28 protein-coding genes and 1 tRNA gene are annotated in these 25,165 nt (G+C 40.8%); 17 read left to right on the top strand and 12 right to left on the bottom strand.

What is annotated here, in order from left to right; genetic code table 11:
- Positions 1–3: 3 nt before the first annotated feature.
- Together dapB and CPBP_RS00255 are read right to left on the bottom strand one after the other, a co-directional pair.
- Positions 4–822 carry a 4-hydroxy-tetrahydrodipicolinate reductase gene (gene dapB / locus CPBP_RS00260; RefSeq protein ID WP_350332058.1) on the bottom strand — a complete coding sequence of 273 codons (819 nt, stop codon included), beginning with the start codon at positions 820–822 and terminating at the stop codon, positions 4–6.
- Positions 819–1,748, bottom strand: a complete 930-nt coding sequence (locus tag CPBP_RS00255; RefSeq protein WP_350332622.1) for a GIN domain-containing protein — start codon at positions 1,746–1,748, stop codon at positions 819–821. The genes dapB and CPBP_RS00255 overlap by 4 nt, the downstream gene beginning before the upstream one ends.
- Positions 1,749–1,862: 114 nt before the next feature.
- Between CPBP_RS00255 and CPBP_RS00250 the strand changes: the two genes are divergently transcribed.
- Positions 1,863–2,399 (top strand): biotin transporter BioY, encoded by a 537-nt coding sequence (locus CPBP_RS00250; RefSeq protein ID WP_350332057.1) that lies wholly within the window; start codon positions 1,863–1,865, stop codon positions 2,397–2,399.
- Positions 2,400–3,015: 616 nt separating this feature from the next.
- Here the strand turns inward: CPBP_RS00250 and CPBP_RS00245 are convergent.
- From CPBP_RS00245 to CPBP_RS00235, 3 genes are all read right to left on the bottom strand, one after another.
- Positions 3,016–3,273, bottom strand: coding sequence for a hypothetical protein (locus CPBP_RS00245; RefSeq protein WP_350332056.1), 258 nt, complete (start codon positions 3,271–3,273; stop codon positions 3,016–3,018).
- A 246-nt stretch (positions 3,274–3,519) separates the two neighbouring features.
- On the bottom strand, positions 3,520–4,092 hold the full coding sequence (locus tag CPBP_RS00240; protein ID WP_350332055.1) for a hypothetical protein: 573 nt from the start codon (positions 4,090–4,092) through the stop codon (positions 3,520–3,522).
- Between the two features lie 76 nt (positions 4,093–4,168).
- Positions 4,169–4,408 carry a hypothetical protein gene (locus CPBP_RS00235; protein ID WP_350332054.1) on the bottom strand — a complete coding sequence of 80 codons (240 nt, stop codon included), beginning with the start codon at positions 4,406–4,408 and terminating at the stop codon, positions 4,169–4,171.
- A gap of 143 nt (positions 4,409–4,551) precedes the next feature.
- Here CPBP_RS00235 and CPBP_RS00230 point away from each other — a divergent pair, with 143 nt between their 5' ends.
- From CPBP_RS00230 to CPBP_RS00195, 8 genes are all read left to right on the top strand, one after another.
- Entirely contained in the window at positions 4,552–5,352 is an 801-nt protein-coding gene (locus tag CPBP_RS00230) for a GNAT family N-acetyltransferase (RefSeq protein ID WP_350332053.1), read from the top strand.
- 240 nt (positions 5,353–5,592) lie between these two features.
- Positions 5,593–6,162 carry an MFS transporter gene (locus tag CPBP_RS00225; RefSeq protein WP_350332052.1) on the top strand — a complete coding sequence of 190 codons (570 nt, stop codon included), beginning with the start codon at positions 5,593–5,595 and terminating at the stop codon, positions 6,160–6,162.
- Complete coding sequence (locus tag CPBP_RS00220) at positions 6,128–6,811, top strand: MFS transporter (RefSeq protein WP_350332051.1); 684 nt, start codon at positions 6,128–6,130, stop codon at positions 6,809–6,811. The genes CPBP_RS00225 and CPBP_RS00220 overlap by 35 nt, the downstream gene beginning before the upstream one ends.
- Before the next feature lie 162 nt (positions 6,812–6,973).
- Positions 6,974–8,149: a tRNA guanosine(34) transglycosylase Tgt gene (gene tgt / locus CPBP_RS00215; RefSeq protein WP_350332050.1), complete on the top strand. Its 1,176-nt coding sequence runs from the start codon at positions 6,974–6,976 to the stop codon at positions 8,147–8,149.
- Positions 8,134–8,916, top strand: a complete 783-nt coding sequence (locus tag CPBP_RS00210) for a GNAT family N-acetyltransferase (protein ID WP_350332049.1) — start codon at positions 8,134–8,136, stop codon at positions 8,914–8,916. The genes tgt and CPBP_RS00210 overlap by 16 nt, the downstream gene beginning before the upstream one ends.
- Before the next feature lie 267 nt (positions 8,917–9,183).
- Positions 9,184–12,021: an excinuclease ABC subunit UvrA gene (gene uvrA / locus CPBP_RS00205; RefSeq protein ID WP_350332048.1), complete on the top strand. Its 2,838-nt coding sequence runs from the start codon at positions 9,184–9,186 to the stop codon at positions 12,019–12,021.
- A gap of 2 nt (positions 12,022–12,023) precedes the next feature.
- Positions 12,024–12,935, top strand: coding sequence for a hypothetical protein (locus CPBP_RS00200; RefSeq protein WP_350332047.1), 912 nt, complete (start codon positions 12,024–12,026; stop codon positions 12,933–12,935).
- A 20-nt stretch (positions 12,936–12,955) separates the two neighbouring features.
- A complete protein-coding gene (locus CPBP_RS00195; RefSeq protein ID WP_350332046.1) occupies positions 12,956–13,339 on the top strand; it encodes a hypothetical protein in 384 nt (127 codons plus the stop codon).
- Between the two features lie 32 nt (positions 13,340–13,371).
- Here CPBP_RS00195 and CPBP_RS00190 read toward each other — a convergent pair whose 3' ends face one another.
- Entirely contained in the window at positions 13,372–14,121 is a 750-nt protein-coding gene (locus CPBP_RS00190; RefSeq protein WP_350332045.1) for a hypothetical protein, read from the bottom strand.
- 318 nt (positions 14,122–14,439) lie between these two features.
- On the opposite strand from CPBP_RS00190, the gene CPBP_RS00185 reads away from it, so the two are divergent.
- Genes CPBP_RS00185 through CPBP_RS00175 form a run of 3 tightly spaced genes read left to right on the top strand, consistent with a single transcriptional unit; the run spans position 14,440 to position 16,993 of the window.
- A complete protein-coding gene (locus tag CPBP_RS00185) occupies positions 14,440–15,393 on the top strand; it encodes an ABC transporter substrate-binding protein (RefSeq protein WP_350332044.1) in 954 nt (317 codons plus the stop codon).
- Positions 15,394–15,395: 2 nt separating this feature from the next.
- Positions 15,396–16,145: an ABC transporter ATP-binding protein gene (locus CPBP_RS00180; RefSeq protein ID WP_350332043.1), complete on the top strand. Its 750-nt coding sequence runs from the start codon at positions 15,396–15,398 to the stop codon at positions 16,143–16,145.
- Positions 16,139–16,993: an ABC transporter permease gene (locus CPBP_RS00175; protein WP_350332042.1), complete on the top strand. Its 855-nt coding sequence runs from the start codon at positions 16,139–16,141 to the stop codon at positions 16,991–16,993. The genes CPBP_RS00180 and CPBP_RS00175 overlap by 7 nt, the downstream gene beginning before the upstream one ends.
- A 1,583-nt stretch (positions 16,994–18,576) precedes the next feature.
- On the opposite strand, the gene CPBP_RS00170 is transcribed toward CPBP_RS00175, so the two are convergent.
- Entirely contained in the window at positions 18,577–19,365 is a 789-nt protein-coding gene (locus CPBP_RS00170) for a GNAT family N-acetyltransferase (RefSeq protein WP_350332041.1), read from the bottom strand.
- 188 nt (positions 19,366–19,553) lie between these two features.
- Between CPBP_RS00170 and CPBP_RS00165 the strand changes: the two genes are divergently transcribed.
- Positions 19,554–19,630 (top strand) — tRNA-His (locus CPBP_RS00165).
- A gap of 135 nt (positions 19,631–19,765) precedes the next feature.
- Here the strand turns inward: CPBP_RS00165 and tnpA are convergent.
- Positions 19,766–20,203: an IS200/IS605 family transposase gene (gene tnpA, locus CPBP_RS00160; protein ID WP_350331445.1), complete on the bottom strand. Its 438-nt coding sequence runs from the start codon at positions 20,201–20,203 to the stop codon at positions 19,766–19,768.
- A 120-nt stretch (positions 20,204–20,323) separates the two neighbouring features.
- On the opposite strand from tnpA, the gene CPBP_RS00155 reads away from it, so the two are divergent.
- The gene (locus CPBP_RS00155; protein WP_350332621.1) at positions 20,324–20,584 is read left to right on the top strand and encodes a ChaB family protein; all 261 of its coding nucleotides are present in this window, start codon (positions 20,324–20,326) and stop codon (positions 20,582–20,584) included.
- Between the two features lie 16 nt (positions 20,585–20,600).
- On the opposite strand, the gene CPBP_RS00150 is transcribed toward CPBP_RS00155, so the two are convergent.
- The 4 genes from CPBP_RS00150 to CPBP_RS00135 form a co-directional block, all read right to left on the bottom strand.
- Positions 20,601–20,876 carry a hypothetical protein gene (locus tag CPBP_RS00150; RefSeq protein ID WP_350332040.1) on the bottom strand — a complete coding sequence of 92 codons (276 nt, stop codon included), beginning with the start codon at positions 20,874–20,876 and terminating at the stop codon, positions 20,601–20,603.
- 303 nt (positions 20,877–21,179) lie between these two features.
- On the bottom strand, positions 21,180–21,863 hold the full coding sequence (trmB, locus tag CPBP_RS00145; RefSeq protein WP_350332039.1) for a tRNA (guanosine(46)-N7)-methyltransferase TrmB: 684 nt from the start codon (positions 21,861–21,863) through the stop codon (positions 21,180–21,182).
- Positions 21,863–23,038 carry a methionine adenosyltransferase gene (gene metK, locus CPBP_RS00140; RefSeq protein WP_350332038.1) on the bottom strand — a complete coding sequence of 392 codons (1,176 nt, stop codon included), beginning with the start codon at positions 23,036–23,038 and terminating at the stop codon, positions 21,863–21,865. Before metK ends, trmB begins: the two co-directional genes overlap by 1 nt.
- 13 nt (positions 23,039–23,051) lie before the next feature.
- Positions 23,052–23,285, bottom strand: coding sequence for a CDGSH iron-sulfur domain-containing protein (locus CPBP_RS00135; protein WP_350332037.1), 234 nt, complete (start codon positions 23,283–23,285; stop codon positions 23,052–23,054).
- A 144-nt stretch (positions 23,286–23,429) separates the two neighbouring features.
- Here CPBP_RS00135 and CPBP_RS00130 point away from each other — a divergent pair, with 144 nt between their 5' ends.
- The 3 genes from CPBP_RS00130 to CPBP_RS00120 all read left to right on the top strand — a co-directional run bounded on the left by CPBP_RS00130 (position 23,430) and on the right by CPBP_RS00120 (position 25,148).
- Positions 23,430–24,002, top strand: a complete 573-nt coding sequence (locus tag CPBP_RS00130) for a hypothetical protein (protein WP_350332036.1) — start codon at positions 23,430–23,432, stop codon at positions 24,000–24,002.
- Positions 24,003–24,007: 5 nt separating this feature from the next.
- Positions 24,008–24,409, top strand: coding sequence for a hypothetical protein (locus CPBP_RS00125; protein ID WP_350332035.1), 402 nt, complete (start codon positions 24,008–24,010; stop codon positions 24,407–24,409).
- Positions 24,410–24,470: 61 nt separating this feature from the next.
- Complete coding sequence (locus tag CPBP_RS00120; protein WP_350332034.1) at positions 24,471–25,148, top strand: hypothetical protein; 678 nt, start codon at positions 24,471–24,473, stop codon at positions 25,146–25,148.
- Positions 25,149–25,165: the final 17 nt, after the last annotated feature.

The raw sequence follows: 25,165 nt of genomic DNA, 5'->3' as shown, positions 1-25,165 counted from the left end.
ACGTTACTCAATACTCCAATCACTATCTTTCAACACATCTTTCAAACGATATAATCCTGCATGCTTTCCGTACAACCACTTTGCTGCCCGCACGGCACCTTTAGCAAAAATGCGTCGATCAAGAACTCTGTGCGTTAACTCTAACGTTTCTTCATCTCCGTAAAAACACACAGAATGTGTCCCGATCTCATTTCCTCCACGAACAACTCCCACGCCTATGGAACCTTTTTCGCGTTCTCCAGGCTCGTTATGTACCACAAATGTGTTTTTATCGTCGTCTTTACGACCACGGTGTGCCGCACGAATTAACGATCGAGTTGTTCCAGACGGTGTATCTTTTTTATGTCGATGATGAGCTTCAACAATTTCAATGTCATATGATTCATCAAACACGGCTGCTACTTTTTCTACCAGTATATTCAGCAACGCGATTCCCATTGTCATATTAGACGCTAATAAAATAGGCGTTTGATCACTTTTTTGAATAATTTGGCTACGCTCTTCATCGGTAAATCCTGTCGTACCAATCACAATCGGTTTTTGATACTCTATGGCTAAATCCACGTGGCGCAACGTAGTTGCAGCATTCGTAAAATCAATCAATACGTCAGCAGCTTCAAATAATACCCCCGGCTGTGCATGGGCATAAATCCCCAAGGGAGACAACCCAGCTAACGTTCCAAGATCTTCGCCATGTCCAGCCCCGCCTTCTCGCACTGTTCCGCCAATAAGTTGACAGACGTCATCGCCATATACTTCTTTTAATAACAATCGACCGTTACGCCCTGCGCAACCTAAAATTCCAACTTTAACATTTTTCATGGGTTTACTATCTTTATTGTTCCGTTATGCATCTGGCTGTTACGTAATATCTTTCCTGTCACCTTGTCAACAACAATCTGCCCGGCACCCCTTGCACTAAAGACAGCATTAGTGACACTTCCCTTGATAATAATTTTTCCGGTGGCTGAAACTGATGCCAATAAAGTCTCTAAATTTGCAGCCTCAACGGTCAATGCACTATCATAATTTGCGGTGACTTCTGCAACGCCACTCAAACGCTTGATAAGTACACGTTCATTACCTCTACCTATCCACACAAATGCCTCACTGACTGCCGCCAGTTTAATATCAGAGGCTCCCTTTGTAGTTAGATTTAATGATTCGATCAACGCCCCAATCGATACATAACTATGCTCAGTTGCTGTAATTAAAGCTTTCTTCACCACCCCCGCTTTAATGCCAAGTGCACTGTGGTCTGACAGTGTCACTGACATATCACCTTGAATTTGATTTACTTGAGTTTTGCTTTCTGCCGTGGCTGTTAACACTAAACCAACACACGAATCTACCGTAACTTGACTTGATTCCGCAGTCGTGACACGTACCGCAGCATTCATTTTTGGAATAAAGACATGGCTATTTCCGACAACAGACACATCTAATAAACAAGACCTAGGAACAGCTATGTGTAATTTTACAGGCATTCCAAACGCATTACTTGCAGCAGAAATTTTTAAAGTGCCTTCTGTGGGGTTAATCACCACGTTAGACAACACTTTATTTTCCCCAGTAATACTTACCTCATTAGACTCACTTAACACAAATTGAATATCTGCTTCTACGGAATCTACATTTACATCTGTGATGGTGTTAAATTTGATCGTGTTGACACCAGTCTTAGCCGCAGCGTCTAAACCACTCAGGATCAACACTGCTGTGCATAAAACAAATATGGGGATTTTCATCACGGAGCTATATTTAATTGACTTACTAAAGCATACCAAATTCCCCAGAATAAATCTATTGCATTTCATCAATTTTGGGGTAGGATAAACCATCAAGTGTAACTAGGATATCTTATGCAAACAATCACTCTTAATAAAACAACATTTTTTACGCAATCGTTTCTTAAACCTATTGCCATCAGTTTAGTTTTAGCCATATCAGCTCAAATTAATATTTTAACAGTCCCAGTGCCAATCACCTTACAATCTCTCATGATTTTGTTTATTGGGTTATCATGTTCTCCCAGAATCGCAGCACTATCTGTCGCATATTATTTGATTGAAGTCGGATGTGGTCTGCCGTTTGGTTCAGGGTTTTCAAGCGGATTAGCCGCCCTCCTAAGTCCTCGAGCAGGCTATTTCATTGGCTTTTTGGTCTCTGTTTATACCTCAGCTAAAATCCTAACGTATAAACGTAATTTTTTTACCCTTTGGCTAGCTGCTATTACGGGAACAATCTTATTATATGCATGCGGTATCACCTGGCTGTCGGCTGTGTTTGGAATTGAAAAAGCCCTGGCAATTGGGCTATATCCATTTATCAGCGAAATTCCAGCCTTTATCGCAATTGCCGTTATTGGAAGCCATCAGGCACACAAACTAATAAAGTAATTTCAGATATAAAATCACCCCACACCACGTGGGGGAGATATTATCGCCTCTCCCCTTTTATAAAGCCCAGCAACGTACCGCCAGGGATGATCCCTGGACCCATTAGATTAGACCCGATGTGGTCTGACACGGATTGTGAAACACAACGTTGTAACAGTTCAGGAATTCATTCGAGTACCCCCATTGAGTCTCGCATCACACTAATGGATGCAACGTCACGTTGGCAGCATGATGCTGCACCCTATAGATAGATCCAATTCGCACAAACACGGATTATAAGCAACAACACATTACCTCGCATATCCCACTGATGTATCAACTCTCTCATTCGCGCCAACCTCTGCTTCTATGCGGCTCAAGCAAATCGCAACGCGATTTGATAGCGGCAACCGCCGCTCTGGCGCATAAAGCGCCCTTGAGCCGCCAGGGATGATCCCTGAACCCGTTAAGTTAGATCCAATTCGCACAAACACAGATTATAAAAAGATAACGTTGCAACAGTTCAGGAACTTATTCGCATCACACTAATGAATGCAACGTCACGTTGCCACATCTCAAACCACACTCAATCTAATCTAACGGATGCAACCTCAGGTTGCCAGCGTCACGCTGGCGCTTAAGATTCTCTTCTAGTTAAATAGGCCATCACTACATCCACTTGAAGTTGTTGTGCTTGAACACCATCTATATTTGGATAAATCGCTTGAATAGCAGCTGACACATCACTCAAACTGACTACATGGGGGCGTGGGAATTGGTTATCAAGATGCTCTATAATTTTATTAGGGTACTTGCCGCTATGCCCTAAACTATCTTCAACGGCAGCCTCCGAATTTGATAATAGCAAAACGGTAATAGTAAACACTTTAAGCATATCGGCTCCTTACACAAGGTATCGTGTAAAGAATATAGACAAAAGATTAACGAACCTTTAATGCCAATATTCCGCTTTCAAAGCAATAAGTATCTTCAAATTTTGCTTTCGCACTTGTGACCACTTTTCATCAATGAAATTAACACCTATGCACAATGGATTAACTTGAATGGCTTTAAGAGTTTGAATAGCTAGCGTTACATACTCATTCGCATCATCTTCTTGAAACTCGCCGTACGAAAGCTGTTAACTGTTTACAACCTTCTGAAGCTCGCGCAAAGACCTAGGTCTTCCGGAATTATCAAAATAATTTTTTTCTACAAGCGCTCTAATACGCTCTCTTTTCGCTCTATCACCCCAAGCGTGTGGATGAGTGCCTGCAATTGCATCAACCATCCAGCTAATTCTTCTGGTCTTGATGCGCTCAACCGTATTCTCTGCACGAATATAATCAATGCTCAAGGCTCCAATACGACGTAATTCTTCCAGTGCAAACGCATGTGAATCAGCTACCTTTCCAAAACTACTTCGCATATGCAGCGTTGCAAATTCATTAAGATCCAATCCGTCTATAACTCCATCTAAAATTTCTTTCACTGTTCGCGCGACACCATAAAAATGAACGTTGAGTGTTAGCGTGTGTGGCTGTTCATCTACATCACGGTGTAACCGCACAGGCACCAAACCAGCCGCTCTTGAGGCTTGGTCATTTGTATATGTGTATAAGATTTTAACAGCTGCAGAATCCAACTCAGCCGCAGATATATAATGTGTCTCAAAATTCACCAATACCAGTAATCCCAATATATATCGCTTCATTTACGTTTATCCTAATTTTAACAATCACTTTTGATAAAATTCAGATTAAAAGTCAAATGATATCTTTACAAGTATTTTATATATCTCCATTTCCCCGTGTGTGTGCACACGCCGCTGCGATCATCTCATTCAAATCCTCGTGAGTTCCTGCAGGATCAGACAACACGGTCTCATCTTTTGTTGCCTCGACCCGTTCCACCGGAGTTTTTTCTAAAGCCTTAACCACCTCGACAGGATTACTCATGTCATTCACCCCATAAATCGTATGAATTAAAGATACAGCTACGATAAATATCACTCTTTTATTGTTGTACATGATCACGCTTTCTTTTCATATTAATTAACTTTAACCACGTTTAGTTTAAATGAAGGTTAATTTGATAATAACTCTTAACTTCCTCTACAGAACTAGGTTAACATTAAAATGATACATATTTAAACATGACTTGAAAGATGCCAATGAATTATTTAAAAGCAACTCTGCTCAGCTTAATACTCCTAGGATGCGCAACGCTTGATGCGCCACAATCTTCAGACTCATTGCCAAACCTAGCACAGCGCTATAACATTCAATGGGATTCTCAGTCTAATCGTCCACACTCTATTCCAGGTGGCGATGGTTTTATATTAAAGCCTTGCGATGCCTCTGATGAAAGCCAACAAAATTTATTTATCTATCTGTATACTTTACCAAAATCAATAAAGGGCTATTTAGATGGAAAGCCTAAATCAACCCCCGAAGCCCTACATATATTAATCAACCAATCCTATCGTTGGGAAGATGGAAATTTCCTCAGTGGATTTGTGGGATACGCTCCGGATGGCACTGCTTTTATGCACTGTGGAATTGGTCAGTTTCCAAACAAACATATGGCTGAACTGTTTTTAATTGAATTACCCGGTTTTCGAAATCAAGGGTATGGTAAGAAGGCGATGGCTGCCTTAGATCGTTGGGCAACATTCTTAAACAAAGCTGGAACCACCCTCAATGGTGATCGCAAATCTGAAATACGAACTCTTATTGCTAGGGTTTCTCCAGACAATATCCCAGCAATGAAATTACTCATCAGTTCTGGATTTAAATCTGAATTCAAATCTAATCAATTCAAAGATGAATTAAATGAACCCCCCCCAGATCATGTCAAGTTCACACAACAGCAAATCATCATTGATGGTAAGTCTCACAAAATAACTGTAATGACAACACCCCGCAGGCCAGAGCCAAAGGTCATTTTTTTAAAGCGTATTGGTGAAAATTAACTAGAAACTATAGGCTTCTTCGCGTTGCTCAGAAGGCTCTTGATTGCCCACCCACCCGATCTGGATAGCGCATAGAGACGCTACCAGATCCTAACCCACGGCTTGCACACGCAAGCCGGCACGTATATATTTTTAGAATGTCTTAACAAAACACTAGCAAAACCAGAATAATACATGTAGAAATACTATTTTAGATTAAAAAAACAATATCTATAATTAATAACAACTGAACAAAAAGCAATGTTACACATATTAAATTCAAATCGCGGTATTTTATCTTGGGGGCTTGTTGCCTTATTCTTTTTTTATGACTATTTATTAAAATTTTCAGTCAGTGTTTTAAAACCAACATTAATGGATGAATTTAATATCACAGCTACAGATTTTGGATGGGTTATTTCGATGTATATGCTTGTATACACCGTAATGCAAATCCCCTCAGGCATTCTAGTCGATCGCTGGGGCGCCCGTAAAATCATTACCTTCGCTGCTCTTGCCTGCGCCGCTGGATGTTTTTTATTTTCAAAAGCCGACACTACATTCGCATTATTAATGGGGCGAGCCCTAATTGGATTTGGAGCTTCCTTCGCTTTGGTAACGTGCTCTAAACTTGCCGCTATTTGGTTTAACCCAAATCGATTTGCTTTCCTGTTTGGTTCGATGGTTACCATCGCATTTGTGGGCGGAATGTTTGGAATCAACTTATCAACATTTTTACTTTCGCTGTATGGTTGGCGCAGCGGGATGGAGTTAGCAGGCTTTTGCATGTATCGCAATGGCCGCTGTAATGTGGTGGATCATTCGCGATAAAAATCCAAACACCTCCGAAACTGCTGACGATAAAATATCTTTGGGTAAATTATGTTATCAACTGTTAGAGGTAACTCTTAATAAACAAGCGTGGTTCTCTGCAATCTATGCTGGACTAATGTTTGTTCCCACCACAATTCTTGCATTTTGGGGAACTGCATATTTATCTGAAACACACAGCTTGTCATTAGAAGTGGCTGGCGGATTAACGTCTATGATTTTGGCTGGATGGATTTTTGGATCTCCCGCCTATGGATATATTTCAGATGCGTTGGGTAAACGCAAAATACTGATGTTTATATCTGCCCTTTCAACATTGTGTGTTAGTTCAATACTGATTTACACGGCCAGTCTTTCATATATGACCATCGCAATATTGATGTTCCTGGTGGGTTTTTGCTCCAGTGGTTTTGCCCTTGCATTTACCACGCTAAAAGAAAACTACAGTGTACTATTGGTTGGCGCTGCAATGGGATTCATGAATACCATTAATACTTTATTCGAAGCCCTTTCCGTAATTGTTGTTGGAAAGGTTATTGATCTTCAGCTGGGATCTACCTTGTGCGAAAACTATCAATATGCATTAATGTTTATCCCTGCAAGCACGATACTTGCATTGGTCACTCTTTTGTTTATTAGAGCTCGCTAGCAACGTGCCGTTGCATCTATTAGATGGATCCGATTCGGTCAAACATAGTTCTAAATTACTATCGAATCTCTCAAAAGGGTCCAGCGTCACGCTGGTCATCCCTGGTTGCATCTGAAACTAATTAATGGTACATAAAGGCAGCATAAATTAAAGACACAACTCATGTTTAACTTTAAAATAACACATACCCATGAAAACGCCAGATGCGGAGAGCTTGTTTGCCCACACGGAACAATACAAACGCCTAACTTTATCTTTTGCGCCACAAAGGGTGCTATTAAAGGATTGTTGCCATCTCAAATGAAAACTGAAGGCACTCAGTTTATCTTGTCCAACACCTATCATTTGATGTTAAACCCAGGTGCCGATCATATTGAAAAGATGGGGGGATTGCATAAATTCATGGGATGGGATGGTCCTCTGTTGACAGACTCTGGTGGATTTCAAATCTTCAGTTTAGGTCATGGATCTGTTGCCTCAGAAATCAAAGGACGCAGGGATACTAAACGCCCTCAAACGTTATTAAAGATTACAGAAGAAGGTGCGAAATTCAAATCCTATGTAGATGGCAGCCTCCATTTTTTAACGCCTGAAAAATCAATGGAAGTCCAACGCAAACTGGGCGTTGACTTTGCCGTGATGTTAGACGAATGCACACCATTTCACGTGGACAAAAGCTACACCGCAGCGTCTATGCGAATGAGCCATCGATGGGGTCAACGCAGTTTAGCCGAATTCAAACGTCACGATAACGGCAAACAGAAAGTCTACGGCATCGTCCAAGGTGGAATTTATCCCGACCTTCGCATTGAAAGTTGCGAGTTCGTTAACGATCATGATTTCTTTGGAATCGCAGTCGGAGGATCCTTGGGACAAAGCAAGGGGCAAATGCACGATGTCGTTGGCGTCGCAATGGCAACGCTGCGTCGGGATCGTCCCGTCCATTTGTTAGGGATTGGTGGGACCAGTGATATTTTCAATGGTGTACGTTATGGTATCGATACCTTTGACTGCGTACATCCGACTCGATTGGCTCGCCATGGGGGTGCTCTCGTGAAAGCAAAACATAACACGTCTTCAACTCGTGAACACCTTAACCTGAACAATGCCATCAATAAGGAATCTACGGATCCTATTGAACCTGATTGCACGTGCCACACATGTACTCACTTTTCAAAAGGATATATCCACTATTTATTGAAGGCAAAAGAACTTCTTGCATTGCAACTGCTCACGATTCACAACGTATCCTTCATGAATCGATTAATGGCCGATGTCCGCAGGAGCATTCAAACCGGTACTCTTGATGCCGTTGAGAAAGAATGGACGCAATCATAATGCTGCGTGATTTAAGTATCATTGATAACACTCAACCTGATTATGTTGATTTTATGAGTGATCTTAATTTATCCACTACATCTCAAAACGCTGTTGGCATACGTTGTACGAAAAAGGAGCAAACTGTCGGAACTGCTGTCATCTCTCCCAACGACGACGTTATGGAAATCATTCATTTGAATGTCATCCCTCAACGACGAGAACAAGGCATCGGCCAAGATCTTGTGCGATTAAGTGAAGATTACGCATGGATCAAAGATTACAATCAGATCATGGTTCTGAGTCCTATTGAAGCTTTTGAATTTTTTGAATCATTAGGATATGTATACGATTCGGAAGTAACCACCTCAAACGGCAACTCCTTATTTAAAATGAGAAAATCATTAACTTCCCGATATACTGAACATTCAAGCTATATTACGGAACTATCAATTAAAGAACTGTATCAACTGATTATTTCAGAATGTCCAGACTATGAATCACGGTTTATGTTATTTGATGACAAAGATTCACTCTACTCATTTGCAAATGATTTTGCTCATTATATAGTGGAACTTTATAAAGCACAACGTGAAAAAGAATTTATTTGCGCCATTCAAATTGTTGATACTTTAGTTAGGCATTCTGATCCAAACATTTCAGAGCTTGGAATCATTGGTATTTTAGAAAGCTTACAAGGTCATCTTAGTTATCAAAAAATCAATGAAACTGAATTTGTTAAACGCCTTACCTATGAAACACAAATAAGTTGGAAAACGCTTAAATAAATTTTGGAATAAAGAAATTCCTCGTGTAGGTTCTGATGTTTCACGACCAATAAAGAATCCCGTAAAGAAGAAACCATAGCAACGTGCCGTTGCATCCATTAGGTTAGATCCGATGCGCTTCGACAAGTGTTATAAGCACACACGTTACTTACCTATTCTATTACTGGATGCAACGGCACGTTACCAAAATGATCATCTTGCCTCACGACGCAATAAATGCTAAAAGAATAGGACATCAACCCCAATCAAAATAAAGGGAATGACCCCATGCATGACCCCACAAAATTTATCCATATTCGCGGTGCTCGAGAACACAACCTTAAAAATATTAACCTAGATATTCCCAAAGGAAAATTGGTTGTAATTACCGGGGTCAGCGGATCAGGCAAATCGTCCCTCGCATTTGATACTATCTATGCCGAGGGACAACGTCGATATGTGGAAAGCTTATCGGCCTATGCTCGTCAATTTTTGCAACTGATGGAAAAACCCGATGTCGATCTGATCGAAGGATTATCACCGGCTATTTCCATTGAGCAAAAAACAACCTCTAAAAACCCTCGATCGACGGTTGCGACAGTTACTGAAATTTATGATTATTTGCGCCTGTTATATGCTCGTGTGGGCATCCCCTACTCACCAACGACCGGAAAACCGATTGAAAGCCAAACGGTCAGTCAAATGGTGGATCGCATTATGACTCACGATGAGGGCTGGAAATTTTATATTCTGGCACCCATCGCTCGCGGCAAAAAGGGTGAATATAAAAAAGAATTAACAGATCTTCAAAAAAAAGGATTCTTACGCGTTATCGTTGATGGAACGCTAATGAACTTAGACGAAGTCCCTGCCCTTGAAAAAAATATCCGCCATGATATCGAGGTTGTCGTTGATCGTTTAGTGATGAAACCCGGAATTGAAACCAGATTAGCGGACACATTAGAAACTGCCCTGGATATGGGGCAAGGCTTGATCTATGTTCAAGACGCAACGACTAATGATCGCCAAATGTTTTCTGCTAACTTTGCATGTCCAGTCTCTGGTTTTACGATTCCAGAAATTGAGCCCCGCTTATTCTCATTCAACAGCCCTCATGGTGCTTGCGAAGCGTGTGATGGATTGGGTGAAAAAGTCGTTTTTGATGCAGACCTGTTGATCCCCGATCACGCCCTGCCCTTCATTGATGCGGTAGCGCCCTGGAATACGGATAAAGCAGGATACTATCAAGGTGTACTTACCAGTATCGCAAAACATTTTGATGTGGATCCATCATTGCCCTATAAAGATGTTCCAAAAAAATTAAAAGATGTCCTTTTGAATGGTACACGCGAACGTATTATGTTTATCTTTGATTCCACCAGTTATGGACATTACAAAAAAAGCAAACCTTATGAAGGGTTACTTGCTTTCTTTGATCGACGTTTCCGCGAAACCAGCAGCGATATGATTCAAGAAGAACTGTCTAAATATCAAAAAGCTTTACCCTGTGAAACGTGTCATGGATGGCGATTAAGCGAACGTGCCAGAGCTGTTAAAATTGACGGAAAACACATTGGTGAAATTACATTACTTTCTATTGAAGACGCTCATACATGGGCAAATACATTAGAATCCCATCTAACACAAAAGCAAACTGAAATTGCCCATCGTATTCTGAAAGAAGTCCGTGAACGCTTAAGTTTCTTGGTGAATGTGGGCTTAAACTATCTAACACTTTCTCGAAAAGCTGGAACACTTTCAGGTGGAGAAAGCCAACGCATTCGACTGGCATCTCAAATTGGTTCTGGATTAACAGGCGTGTTGTATGTGCTGGATGAACCTTCAATTGGATTACATCAGCGCGATAATGACCAACTGATCGCCACATTAAAACACCTGCGCAACCTGGATAACACCGTCATTGTCGTTGAACATGATGAAGATACGATGAAAGCCTGCGATTACTTAATTGATATGGGACCCTTTGCGGGTGTTCACGGTGGAACTATCGTTTCCGAAGGAATCCCAAGCTATGTAATGGCAGATCCAGCAAGCTTAACGGGAGCCTACCTTTCAGGGCGTCAAGCGATCGAACTTCCGACTGAACGTCGCAAAGGCTCTGGAAACACACTGCGTATCGAAGGCGCTACTCACAACAACCTAAAAAACGTTACTGTAGATATTCCATTGGGAACTCTTACGTGTGTTACGGGCGTTAGTGGAGGTGGAAAATCCTCATTGGTCATTGCGACTTTATACAAAGCATTAGCAAAACATTTTTACCGCGCATCCGATACACCGGGTCATTACAAAGCTATAAAGGGATTAGAACATATCGACAAAGTCATTGATATTGATCAATCACCGATTGGCAGAACCCCCAGATCGAATCCTGCAACCTATACAGGGTGTTTCAACTATATTCGCGATTGGTTCGCAGCTCTACCCGAAGCAAAAGCACGTGGATATGCCGCAGGTAGATTTTCATTCAACGTCAAAGGCGGACGATGCGAATCCTGCCAAGGTGATGGCGTCATTAAAATTGAAATGCATTTTCTTCCCGACGTCTATGTTGAATGCGATCAATGTAAAGGACGCAGATATAATCGCGAAACGCTAGATGTGAAATATAAAGACAAATCCATTGCAGATGTGTTGACCATGACGGTTGAAGACGGCGTCATTTTCTTTGAAAACGTTCCGACCATTCGCCGGAAACTTGAAACCTTGCAACGCGTCGGACTTGGCTATATTCAGATAGGACAACGTGCAACCACCCTATCTGGTGGTGAAGCTCAACGCATTAAACTATCCAAAGAACTTTCAAAACGAGCAACAGGTCAAACGTTATATATCCTAGACGAACCCACAACGGGTCTTCATTATCATGATATTGAACAGTTGTTGTCTGTCCTTCAGGAACTTGTGGGACAAGGCAATACCGTCCTTGTCATCGAACATAACCTTGAAGTTATAAAAACCGCAGATCACATCATTGATATCGGTCCCGAAGGCGGTGAACGTGGTGGAACGATTGTTGCGAAAGGAACCCCAGAAGAAATCTGTAAGGTTAAAGCCAGCTATACGGGCAAATATTTAAAACCCTATTTGAAAGCAAAACAATAATAATGAGAACTCGCCCCCGTTATCTCCTGTTTATCAGTTGCTTAGTGATAGCAGCTTTGGGTGCAACGTTGAATAGCATCAAAATCAAAGAGCTTCTATATCCGTGGATTTATCCATTAGAAGTCGCAACCCAGCTTAACGTTCTGGATCAACGTATGCTTGATAAAGGTAAGCACGTTCTATCTCAACAAAAAATGATTATTTGCGGAATCAGCCGTGATAATGCCACTGATTTCTGGACGATGCGTCGCCACATTGAACATCTAGGCAATCAATGTAACGATTATAAAGTAGTGATCGTTGAAAATGATTCCAAAGATGGTACAAAAGATCTTTTGAAACACTGGGCAGATCATAACACTCACGTAACGATTATCTCAAAAGACTTTCACAATAAAAAACGCCCCAGCATTCAATTTCTTGCCGACGTACGCAACCTGTATATCGATGAAATCAATCAACCCGAATACGATGATTTCAACGTATTAATTGTCATTGATATGGATATGTCCTATGGATTTGATATCCGCGGAATTTACCACTCATTTGCAACGTGGGAATCGTGGGATGCCATTGCATCCAATGGAATCAGCAATCAAAAGGGAGAAATGTATGATGCCTTTGCGTTTAGAAACAGTGAATTCCCTTTTGCTCATTATGATAAACCTGACACCTATTGGTCAGACATCATTCCTCAAATCCAACGAGTCTATCCTGTTAATAGCCCATTTGTAGCCGTTGATTCTGCCTTTGGCGGATTGACAGTTTACAAACGCAATACATTAAAGGGATGTAGATATAATTCTATCAAAGGTGATTGTGAGCATATCGAATTCCATAAATGTCTTCGCAAAAATGGTGGAAAAATGTATATGAATCCAAACCAATTGATCAGATATTCGCACTATAATTAACTTAGCCAGAGATAACAATAATGAAACATAAAATAACAATTGTGACTTTTTCTACAACATTACTACTAAGCATTAATTTGATTTCAGCAGCAAAATTCACCCAAAGCACGTCTGAAGACATTTATAATTCAGCGTATAATTATTATACTGAAAATCGTACCACTCTGACACCGCGTGTTTTAGGAAGACTTGATTATCAATTAAAACAGATTATTACCGATCAAAACACCCCCCAAGAAGTGCTTGCGAATACTGCATACTTGTTGTTTGTATTGGATTGTACAAAGTCTTATACCAAAGCATGTAATGCCCTTTTTCACAGGCCTGACTTTAACCCCAGACTTTACAAGAATCTCATAAAAAGAATTCATCAACATAAAATGCAAAAGTCATCAGAAAAATAAAATCTAACCATGGGGAAATCTTGTTTGCCCCATTATTCTGGTTCAGTATAAGAAGGTGGTGATGGAAGAGATTTCACAGCCTCTTGATAGGCAGGAAGGCGAAGAGCAGGTCTTGATTGAAATACCAATACTACGCGTTCCAAAAACCTTGGATTTTGAGCACTTCGTAACTCAGCAAGAATCATTAGGTGGGCTACAAACCTTCCTACTTGACTTATCAATTTATCTAAAAAGAAATTTAGCACAAACATTACACGCTCCGCGTCTTCATGAACGTCGGCTAAATCAAATGCTTTTTGTGCATGCCTAATAAACAAAGGATCATTAGCACTGCGAACTTTCATATAAAAAATGCATGACTGCCATAATAATACATAATCTCGTTGAAACACTTGGGTCGTATACTCTGCGAAATCTTTAGCACATGACGTCAAAAATATTCCTAGTGTATTCTTGTGATCACACGCAACCATTGCATCATGTATAATTAATAGCTGCATAGCAATATCATATATGTCACTTGCATTACTTTCTTCACAGGTCCTTGAATAACCTTCCATAGACACTTTTTGTGATGTAAAGCCTTGCAAAGGATTAACTGACTCAAACTTGATCGAGCCATGACCGTGCGTTAGAAAAAGCTCTTGTGTGAAGGGCTCAACCATACCACCATTAGGAGTATCGAGGCCTACGCAAGTCCATTCAGCAGCAGATAGCTCTTGCCCTTTGCACCCTAAAATGAATCCCAAACACACGCCCCAATGAATCAAATATCTCAACATTTTGCCTCGTTTATTTTCTTTAATTCAGTTTCTTTGGGCAATAGCCCATTGAATGATAGCTATTCTGATAGCATAAATGATTATGTTTTTCCAGTAGGTAGAATGGGATGAGATAAATAGACTATATTTTCCTCTAAACTTGAACTTCTTTTTAATCTTGCATTAACTATTAAAGACGTATAGTGTGAACGTGATTAATTTTATTAAAACATATGAACCTTACTTTGATTAAATTATTGAATACTAACCGATGGTGGCGATGGCCAAGCTCTTTCGCATCTATCGTATTTAGTATTATAAATTTAAATGGAGTAAATTATGTTTCGTCATCTTGCAACAGTTCTAATTAGCCTTACGCTAACACTTACATCAATCTTTTCTGCCCCCTTTAAAGTTGCTATTGCAAACTTAGGCCCCCATCAAAGTCTAATTGACGTGGTCAATGGTATTGAATCAAAAGCAAAAGATTTAGGATTAGATGTTACATTTGATATTCAACATGTCAACTTTGATATGACGCAAATTCCAAAGATGCTAACTGCTTTTAAAGCTAAAAAGCCCGATATTCTAATCACGATTACAACGTCAGTCACTCAGCACGCCAAAACTATTTTCAGAGGAACATCCATCCCTATCGTCTTTGCTGCAATTACCGATCCTGTAGAAGCAAAATTGCTGGTATCAAAAAGTGCGCCAACTGATACTATGACAGGAGTCTCAGACCAACAAGATGCTGCCTCAATTATAGGGTTTATGAAACATCACTTGCCATGCTTAAAACGCATTGGTATCCCTTATGCTCAAAATGAAGCCAACGATCGTGCTTTACTTGAATCGTTTAAAGCTGCAGCCAAAGATATCGACATTGTGCCCATCCCGGTTGATAATTTGCAAGACTTACCCCATCGGATTCGAGCTGCCACACCATCAGTGGATGCCCTATATGTTGGCCCCAGCAACATGATTCAACCTGCCCTACCCGTTATTGTTCAGCAAGCAAATCGAGCAAACGTACCGATATTTAACTTTAATGAGGCTGCCGTGACATCTCACCAAGCGTTGGGCAGCTTTTCTGTGAGTTATGTACGACTAGGTCATGCCGTTGCAATGATTATCAAAGAGTTGATGGATAAAAAACCCATATCATCGATTGCCCCAATCTACCCAAAGGCTGTAGATCATTATGGAGTGATCAGCTCAACCGTTGCAAAACGACTTAAGATAAGCCTTCCACCTAAGTCTTATCCAAACGTTACATATGTGGGACAGTAATCATGCTTACACTTAATAACATCACTGCTGGATATGGCTCGCGAACCATTTTAAACCAGCTAACCTTAACGATTAACCACGGTGAATTCGTTCACCTTTTGGGAGAAAACGGCGCAGGTAAATCAACCTTATTCAGTACCGTATTGGGAAAACTGTCGCATAGCAGCGGATCGATCCACCTGGATGGAAAATCAACGAGCGCTCTATCTGCAAAAGAGCTTGCACGCGACATCGCCTATGTGTCTCAAAATACTTTACATGGCACCGTGGGAGATTTCACGATACAAGAGAATATGGAAATGGCGTTATTAAGAGGGCGTGCCGCCCCATTAGTGTTTAGAAAACCCGACATTAATCATATTAAGCACCAGCTAAGTTTGTGTGAGCTTGGATTGGAAAACCGTCTGTCTACAAAAGTATCTGACCTTTCAGGAGGCCAACGTCAAGCCCTAAGCCTCATCATGGCATTGCAGCAAATGCCCAAGCTGCTGTTATTAGATGAACATACCTCTGCCCTTGATCCAAATACCGCAACGCGAATCATGGCATTAACCCATAGCATGGTGACCCAACATAACATCACATGCGTTATGATCACGCATAACCTGCAAGAAGCGATTCAGTATGGTAATCGCATTGTTATTTTACACGAAGGTACCGTTGCGAAAGAGTTTGATGAAAAGCAGAAAACAACCTTAACGCACCATCAACTGATCGATGCGCTGTTAAATATTGGAGTTTTCTCATGCTAAGCATCTTTCTAGAGTTAATCCCCCTATCGCTTATGCAAGGGCTAATACTGTCATTGCCCGCAACAGGCATCATGATCTCATTCCGACTATTTAATACCGCAGACTTAACCCCCGAAGGTACGTTTACATTAGGTGCAGCCATCACGGGAGTCTGTCTAACCATGGAGTTATCACAGCCCCTAACCTTGTTATGCGTTATCATCGGATGCGGCAGCGTTGGTGCCCTAAGTCGGTACATCAGCCATACTTTAAAGATTGACCCCTTGTTATCGGGCATCATTATCCTAACCATGCTATTTACAGTTTATCTTAGAATCATGGGAACGTCCAACCTACCTTTATTCGATACGCAGAGCCTATTTCTAAAAAATGCTGAAGACAGCTTGAATTATGTGATTGCCAGTGCGTTTGTAGTACTTCCTTTGATAACCCTATATGGATACTTAAAAACGTATTCCGGACTGATCTTTTTAGCCACTGGAAAAAACCAAACACTCTGCAAATCTTATGGATTTTCACCTTTAAGTTTCGGTCTGATTGCTGGAAGCCTTGCCAGCATATTCAGTGGTATCGGCGGGTCGCTAATGGCGCAATACCAAGAATTTGCCGATGTGAACATGGGGATCGGTATTTTAGTTCAGGCACTAGCATCACTAATGATTGGCGAAGTTCTGTTATCCCCTCACACGATGTTACGGCAACTTATCGCACCCATCATTGGATCCATTGCCTATCAAGTCATATCCGCATTTATTATAAGTATGGGATTAACCCCAACGGATTTAAAGCTAATGACTGGCGTTTTGGTATTAACCATTATTTTCATTCGACGACGCCAGGCAACCTGAGGTTGCACCAGGGATGATCCCTGGACCCAATGGGTTAGATTGGGCGTGATCGAACACGGATTTCAAATAACGAAAACCGTAAGGTCATGTGACGTTGGCAGCATGATGCTGCACCCATTAGGCAACGTGACGTTGCACCAGCGTGACGCTGGACTCAATAGATTAGATCCGATGCGCTGTGACACGGATTATTGCCGTGGAGATGGTGAGGATTCTGATTCTTTGAGTTAGATTGAGTGTGGTTTGAGGTGTGGCACCGTGACGCCAGCGTGACGCTGGACTCAATGGGTTACATCCGACGCGCTGTGACACAGATTATTGCCGCGGAGATGGTGAGGATTCTGATTTTTTGAGTTAGATTGGGTGTGGTTTGAGGTGTGGCACCGTGACGCCAGCGTGACGCTGGACTCAATGGGTTACATCCGATGTGATTTGAAATATGTAATAAGATACAAAGTGAGGGGATGAAGGAGATTTTTGACCTACCTTCGGTGCAGGAGGGGTAAGGGTGAAAAATGAATTTGAGATGTTTTTGAATTTGGTAGTGTTTTAGTTCCTTGTTGTTGTTTGAAAGTGCTGTGTTTGTAGCTTTCAAAGTTAAGTTATATAGAGTCCGTGTCCAATCACACCCGATCTAACTATCGGATGCAACGTCACGTTGCCAGCGTCACGCTGGCGTTGTTTAAAACCGAGTGAATCCCCAGTAACCCGCACGTGCAAAAAGAACCCCATTTCTTACACGAATGGGGAAAGGCGGACTTTAGTATAAAATACAAAGTCGGTGTTTTACGAGCCCGTCGGCTCTAGGGGTTGTTTACAGGGCTGTGACTACTGATCGGGTAGTTTGAGTTCCTGTACTGGAGATTCGATTCGGCGTTTCGTCTTTGAGTGTTTCAACCAAACCTCGTCAAGGATCTGTTGCCAGATCATTTGGCTGAAATACTTTTGGGACGTAGAACGAAAAAAGGCTACCCGGTTTTTGGGTAGCCTCTTCGCAATTCTAGCTATCAGTATACATAAGAAGTTGGGGAAGTCAAGAACAATCTGCGATTGCATGCGTTAAGTTAGATTCGATATGTTTGGACACGGATTATAAAAAGCAGTGTTACGAAGTTAGAGATTTATTCGCATCAGTCTACTGAGTGCAGCGTCACGCTGCCAACGTTCCGTTGGATCCATTAGATAATACGATTTGTAAATATTTTGCCTTGTCAACTTCTTGTTAACTTTTGTGAGGTATAGTAAGTTTAAAGCGCTCATACATTATTATTTTTTGCCCACCGTTTCGAGAAGAAATGACGGATTGTTTCGTCTATTTAGTTTCGATTTAGGGAGTGGGTTTTGTCCCCCCACCCGAAGGTCACTGAGGGTGACTAGGGCGGGGGGTGTGCGAAAATCAGAAAAATTAAAAAATTGTTAACCTTTATTAATTCGCGACGTGACGTTGCATCCACCAGCGTGACGCTGGATCCAATAGAGCTATAGGAATAAATTTCTAACTATTGCAAAGTTGTTTCTTATAATCCGTGTCAGAACACATCGGATCTGACCTAATGGGTGCAACGGCACGTTGCCAGGTTGCCCTATTTAGATAGCTCTTTAACTTTTAACTCAAAGCCTGCTTTTCGCTTCATAAATCGAGTTGGATAAATCATAGATAAATGACCATCATCCAGCCCTTTAATCTGAGATGGCGCTGGGAACATCTGCGCATAGGATGGAAATCCTTTACGATATCTGTGCAACGATTTAATCGGCTTAAATCCACTTTTTAACATCAAACGAATGCTTGCAATATTTTCTTCACTAGCCGTTGCAAACACAGTATCTAGCGGAGCTTTTTTTCCATTAGTGTAGTTTATAAAGACAGGAAGCTTTGATTCTTGTAAAAACACACACCACCGATATAATGCCTTCATCACATCTGTTGCCAAGCCTTTACCACGAGCGGATGGATCCGCCATGATATAAAACTCGCTAACTCCGGCAGCTTGAAACAAACCTACTCCAACCAACATAACGGGGCGTCCTTGGTGAACTACAACAAAGCCTCCCGTAAGCTGATGATATCGCCAAGGGGTTGCATATCGCTTTACTGCGGCTAAGGATTCTTCTTTTGAACGAACATCCCCTGCCCCCCAATATTTCATGGTATCTGGGTCTGTGTAAATATTTTCAAATAGTTTTTGGTGAGCTGGGTTATTTTCTTGGCATCGTTCAAGGTAAAAGCCTTGACCAAAAATGGCTATGGGACTGCGCTGTTTACTATCCCAAAAAATTTGATTCTTTTCAGCTTGCTCTGCTAACGAGGGTGGCAGCTTATCCATAAAAGCAATTACCGCAAGCACCACATACATAATAGACCGCTTCATAGTCAAAACCCGTAATATATTAGGGTGTTATATCAGATTTATTCAGTCCTGCGAATAAAAAACACAGATGATTTACGAAACAGAAAAGATGCACATGTTTTTTTTGAGCATTGTTTATATTTTTTATTCTTATCTTCAATTCAGCTTGACTATCAAGGTGTAAATAGGGTAAAAGTGTACATCTTATGGCGGGTGTAGCTCAGTTGGTTAGAGCGCAAGATTGTGGCTCTTGAGGCCGTCGGTTCGATTCCGATCACTCGCCCCACCTTATTCAGTTGAATTGTTTGATTTTTCTGTTTAACTACATAGATGTATTCCCGTGAAAAGGAGATCCATCATGCCATCTCAACCACTACCAGCTGAAGCTGGTAGGTTGTAATTACAGACTGGAAGTCTCTGACTACTCTAAAGAGATATTAGAAAGGTTATTTGACTGGAAAGAGTCCGTATGATTGTTGATGTAGGCATTAATGATGTCATCAGTAACATTGCCGCTCGTTGAACTAAAGAACCCTCGCCCCCAGAAGTGTCTTCCCCAATATTCTTTCTTGATATTAGGAAACTCCTGCTGAATCTTTCTTGACGATCGTCCCTTTGCTATTTTTACAAATTCACTGACCGATACGTGGGGAGGTATTTCTACAAAAATATGCACATGATCTGCTGACAACACGCCATTGCAAACCTTAACACCCAGTTCATCAGCAACCTGTGCGATCACCTCACGCACTCGTAATCTTAATTCACCACTTAGAACTCGTTTACGATACTTGGTGATCCATACTAAGTGATATCTATGGTAAAATACGGTGTGGCTGGTTTTGCTATAATCTGTCATATGATACCCGTCGCGTTTCTCAAGCGCTAGCGCTTGAAGACTAAGCTAGGGTATCATATTTACTCCTTTTTTTCAATACCTCGCCTCTTTTCCTTTACCAAGGACTGAAGTCTTTTTCGCCTGGAAGGCGAAGGTTTTAACCATAAAGGGGACTATAAATCAAAGAGTAACTTACCCGATTCTGTCCGAAATGTTTTACCCGAACATGCCCAAGAAATTTATCGAGCCAGTTATAACAATGCCCACACAGAATATCACCTAAAAAAGAATCGAAATAATCCCACCGACAGTTTAGAAGAAATATGTCATAAAGTAGCCTGGTCTGCGGTAAAGAAAAAATACCATAGAAACAAAGATGGCAACTGGACAGAAAAGAAATAATCTTACTGAGATTGATTTATCTTTTGGAAGCAATCAAAGATTCTAATGCTGTAATGATTCCACCATCATTTAGAGGGATGGTTCTAAGCGGTGCTTTATTTGCAAGTAAACATAGATACTGTACATACAGGTCTTCAATTGCACGTCTAGCAATTTCATTATCACTGAATAATATCTCCGCAGTCGCAAACAGTTTTGAAACTTTAGGATCTTGAATCGTTACTCCATTCACGAATTCACATGCATTTAAGCTCGCTACTGAAAAGACTATAACAAAAAGATATTTATACATTTTCTTCTTCTTTTTTGATTTATAGTATAGAGATAAAACTTAAAATTGTCTTAAGAAATTTATTATAGCTGACTTCTTATAATCTGGGTATGCGTCACTCGGTCGTTAATGTACATTTTAGTACATGTCTCGCCTCGTTCCTGTACCCAAATTAAATTACTCTAGCTATAGAATAGTTAGCATGAAATAAAAAAGCCCTCGAAGATGAGGACTTTAAAAATCTCAAAAAGCGAATCAACTATCTCAAAAACTACCACACCATTATTATACGTGATTGGCTATATCAAGTCTTAGCGGGATGTTTTATTGAACGCGTTGGAATATTAGATACAAGGGCTTACGACCTTCTTCGATGGCTTTTGCTTCATATCGAGTATTTGGCCAATCAGTCGGCTTATCAAATGTACAGAGGACTTCCTTTAAATCAGTTCGATTCCGCAAATGCTGTACCATCCACTGCTGATAACTTTCGTGGTCTGTCGCCAAACGGAACTCTGCATTTAACATCAGTTTTGGAATCACCAAATTTAAGATATCGTTTTGGATAAACCGACGTTTATGATGGCGCTTTTTCGGCCATGGATCCGCAAACATTAAATAAAACCGAGACAAACACTCGTGATTAAATGATTTTAACACATCAAGAGCATTCCCCTGAAAAATACGAATATTGGAAATGTGCTGCTCTTGTATATGATTCACCAACGAGGCAACACCATTCATGAAGGGTTCACACCCAATGAAATTAATATCGGGATGCTGAACGGCTAACTGTGCGATATGTTCTCCACCACCAAAACCAACCTCAAACCATACAGGAGCTTTTTGATCAAAGTAAATGTCAGGATTAATTAAATAGTCGACCTCTGGCAATTCAATGGAAATTGTCGGAAACAGCTCATCCATCAGCTGTTGTTTTGTGTCTTTAATTGGGCGCCCTTGACGGCGCCCAAATGTACGTGTGCTTTTAGAAACTAAATCAGACATTATGCGTGAATTAATAAGTGAGCAAATTCGCTGCGTAATGTTTCAACTAGATCTAATTTTTCCCAACTGAACTCACCGTTTGATCCTGGTTGACGACCAAAGTGTCCATAGGCCGTTGTTGGCGTATAAATTGGACGGTTCAACTGTAAATGAGTCCGAATACCTTTTGGTGTTAGATCAACGATTTCGCCAATTTTCTTAGCAACTTCATAGGCATCATCAATACGTGTGTGATCACCAAAATCAACATAGATTGACAACGGATGAGCAACACCAATTGCATAGGACAATTGAATCGTACACTTGTCAGCAATACCCGATGCTACGATGTTCTTTGCTAAATAACGTGCGATGTATGCCGCTGAACGATCCACTTTTGTTGGATCTTTACCAGAGAATGCACCACCACCATGAGGGCACATACCGCCATAGGTATCCACAATGATCTTACGTCCAGTTAAACCAGAGTCGCCATCGGGTCCACCGATCACAAAGCGCCCTGTGGGGTTAACGTAGAAATCTTTTTCATCACACATCCAACCTTCTGGTAATGTGCGCAATACGATTGGACGAACAATTTCGCGAATTTCTTCTGCAGTAACGCCTTCAGCATGTTGAGTTGATACAACAACAGACGTTGCTTTTACTGGCTTGTTATCATGATATAATAAGCTGATTTGGCTTTTTGCATCAGGTCCCAAAATGCTGAGTCCATTGTGACGCATGTCCGCTAATTCATGAAGAATACGGTGCGCATATTGAATTGGCGCTGGCATTAATTCTGGTGTTTCACGGCAAGCATATCCAAACATAATCCCTTGGTCGCCGGCACCTTCTTCTTTTGAAGACGATGAATCAACACCCATCGCAATATCAGCTGATTGGCTGTGAACATACACATCAACATCTAAGTTTTTCCAGTGGAAACCTTCTTGTTCATATCCGATTTGACGAACGGCTTCACGTGCAATGTCTTCCATTTGCGCGTCTGTTAAAGCTCCACGAACTTCACCGGCCAACACAACTTTGTTTGTTGTTGCTAATGTTTCAAGTGCAACGCGAGCAAATGGATCTTCTGCTAAAAATGCGTCTAGGATACTGTCCGAAATACGATCGCATACTTTATCTGGATGTCCTTCGGATACGGATTCACTGGTAAATACAAATTCTTTCATTTTTCTCTTCTTTCTATTCAAATTGATTGTGACTGCCATCACAATACGGAGGGTTCTTTGTATGTTTACACATACATAGCATAACGTCTTTTGCGTTGTCACTTTGAAATTTTACCGAACGTTTGTTTTCGGTTTCTGTACGATGACTGCCATCACATAGTGGTTCAGTCGCTGAAAAACCACAACTACACCAGGAATAAACCACTCCCGGTTCAATATGCAGTTTATACGGCTGTTTTGAAGACATACTCTATTACTCTTTTTCGTTGGCGCAAGTATAAGTCGATTAAGAAAAAATTGCATCAGTTTTTTATAAAAACAATTTTACTTGAAATAATCAATCAGTATCCCTATCTATAGGGACATGACATCCATTTGAGGAAAAAACACAATGAAACGTTTACTGTTATCAACTGCATTAATATTGGGAACTTTATCTGGGGTAAAGGGAGTATTGCCCGATGTTCAACACGCCGTATCACCAACCGTTGGACAAGATCAAGCTGCGGCTACAGTAGTAGCTCATGTAGACCCACAACCTGCTCTTGAAACAGAAGAGCCCACAGCAGAAACAAAATTTGAGCTTATACTCAAACAACTTATGGCAGAAGTTGCTAGTTTGCGAAGATCCGTCGAGACTACATCAGAGCAGCTAGCGTCAAAAGTTATAGCACTTGAAAATAGACAAGGTACAATGAACGCTACCTTACTGCGATTGGCTCCACCTACCCCAGCTGTAGTTGCAGATATTGATGATTTATTTGCAGACGCTTTCACTAGCACTGATTTTTTGATAAAAGACAGAGCTTTGAAGACAATCTCCGAACAACTCAATACAATGGGACTCTACCCATCTAGCACAGCAGAGGCTCGTCAATCTATTGCAACATCAATCAATGAATTTATTAATAGCATTACAAACTATAAGTCTTCTACATATGGACTCCACAACTTTATGCCGTGATTGTGATGTGCACGTGTGTAGATTTATATTTATATGTATTATTTTTGTGTAGCGTAGAAAAAGAATCTACTTGGCGATTAGGTATTTTAGTCCCCATGGGTGGAGCTTCTACGTTAGGCGTATTTTTAGCCGCTTTAACTAAAATTTTTACTTGGTGGAAAGAAGGAAAAACCTCTGACGCAACAATTCAAATCCAAAAATCATGGAACAATATCTTCTCTAATCCACAAGAAAAAACTTTTCTTGTTAAAACTCTAACTCAATATTGGGTATCAAAAAACTTACCTGATTCCAGCGCAATTTTACGCAAAATATTTCTAACAGCTAATACCACCCAACAGTTGTATGCAGAGTTACAGAAATTAAACACACCTTTATCTACTTCTGATGCAGCCACGATCAACTAAAACTTGACAAATAAATCAGCCTGGTTTATATCTAAACTAGGCTGATTTATTGGAGGTTATTATGAAACAAACTTTCTTAATTCTTGTATTTATGTGCCAGGTTTCTTCTGCTGCCACAAAACTTACTGTCGAAGATGGTCAGATTCTTTCAGCCACATATCAATATATGAGCCAAACCCCCCTTCCAGATGGAATGTCTGTGTTTGGAAATCCTTGTCCGGGAAGCAAACCTTTCGATTTTGAACACATGAGCGATAGTAAAAGATCATGCTTTGATGCAGCTCTAGAACTTTCAAAACTTCTAAGAAGATCTGAATCCTATGCAGGAAACAGAGAAGAAAGACTTGAAGCTATTAAAAAGTCTTATAGCTTGCTTGTTGCAGGACTTTACAACCTAACACCATCTGCCATCAGATTTTTTCAGGAAGTCTTAGAAAATAGCACTGTATACAAAACCCCTATCTCTATTCCAAAGCAACCAGAAAGAGCGGCTAATTATAATAAAATTGCTAACTGGAAAATATATAAAGACACAAGACCGGATGATGCCTTTGAAGCCATTCGTATTGAACGCGAACGATTAGACGCTATTGCTGTTGAAGAAGAGGCGAAACGTAAAGCTGATGCCCGAATCAAAGCAGCGTTAACAACTCGACATCATACACATCATGAATCAGACGATGAGCACGCATCTGCAAGAGATCGCTTACTTCCTCGTGGAAAGCTTAAGGCTCACTAATCTTCAATAATAATTTA

It is taken from the genome of Candidatus Bodocaedibacter vickermanii, from assembly GCF_014896945.1.
GTDB lineage: Bacteria > Pseudomonadota > Alphaproteobacteria > UBA6184 > UBA6184 > Bodonicaedibacter > Bodonicaedibacter vickermanii.
The sequence above is the reverse complement of the archived record's forward strand: the minus strand, read 5'-3'. Positions and strand labels throughout refer to the sequence as shown.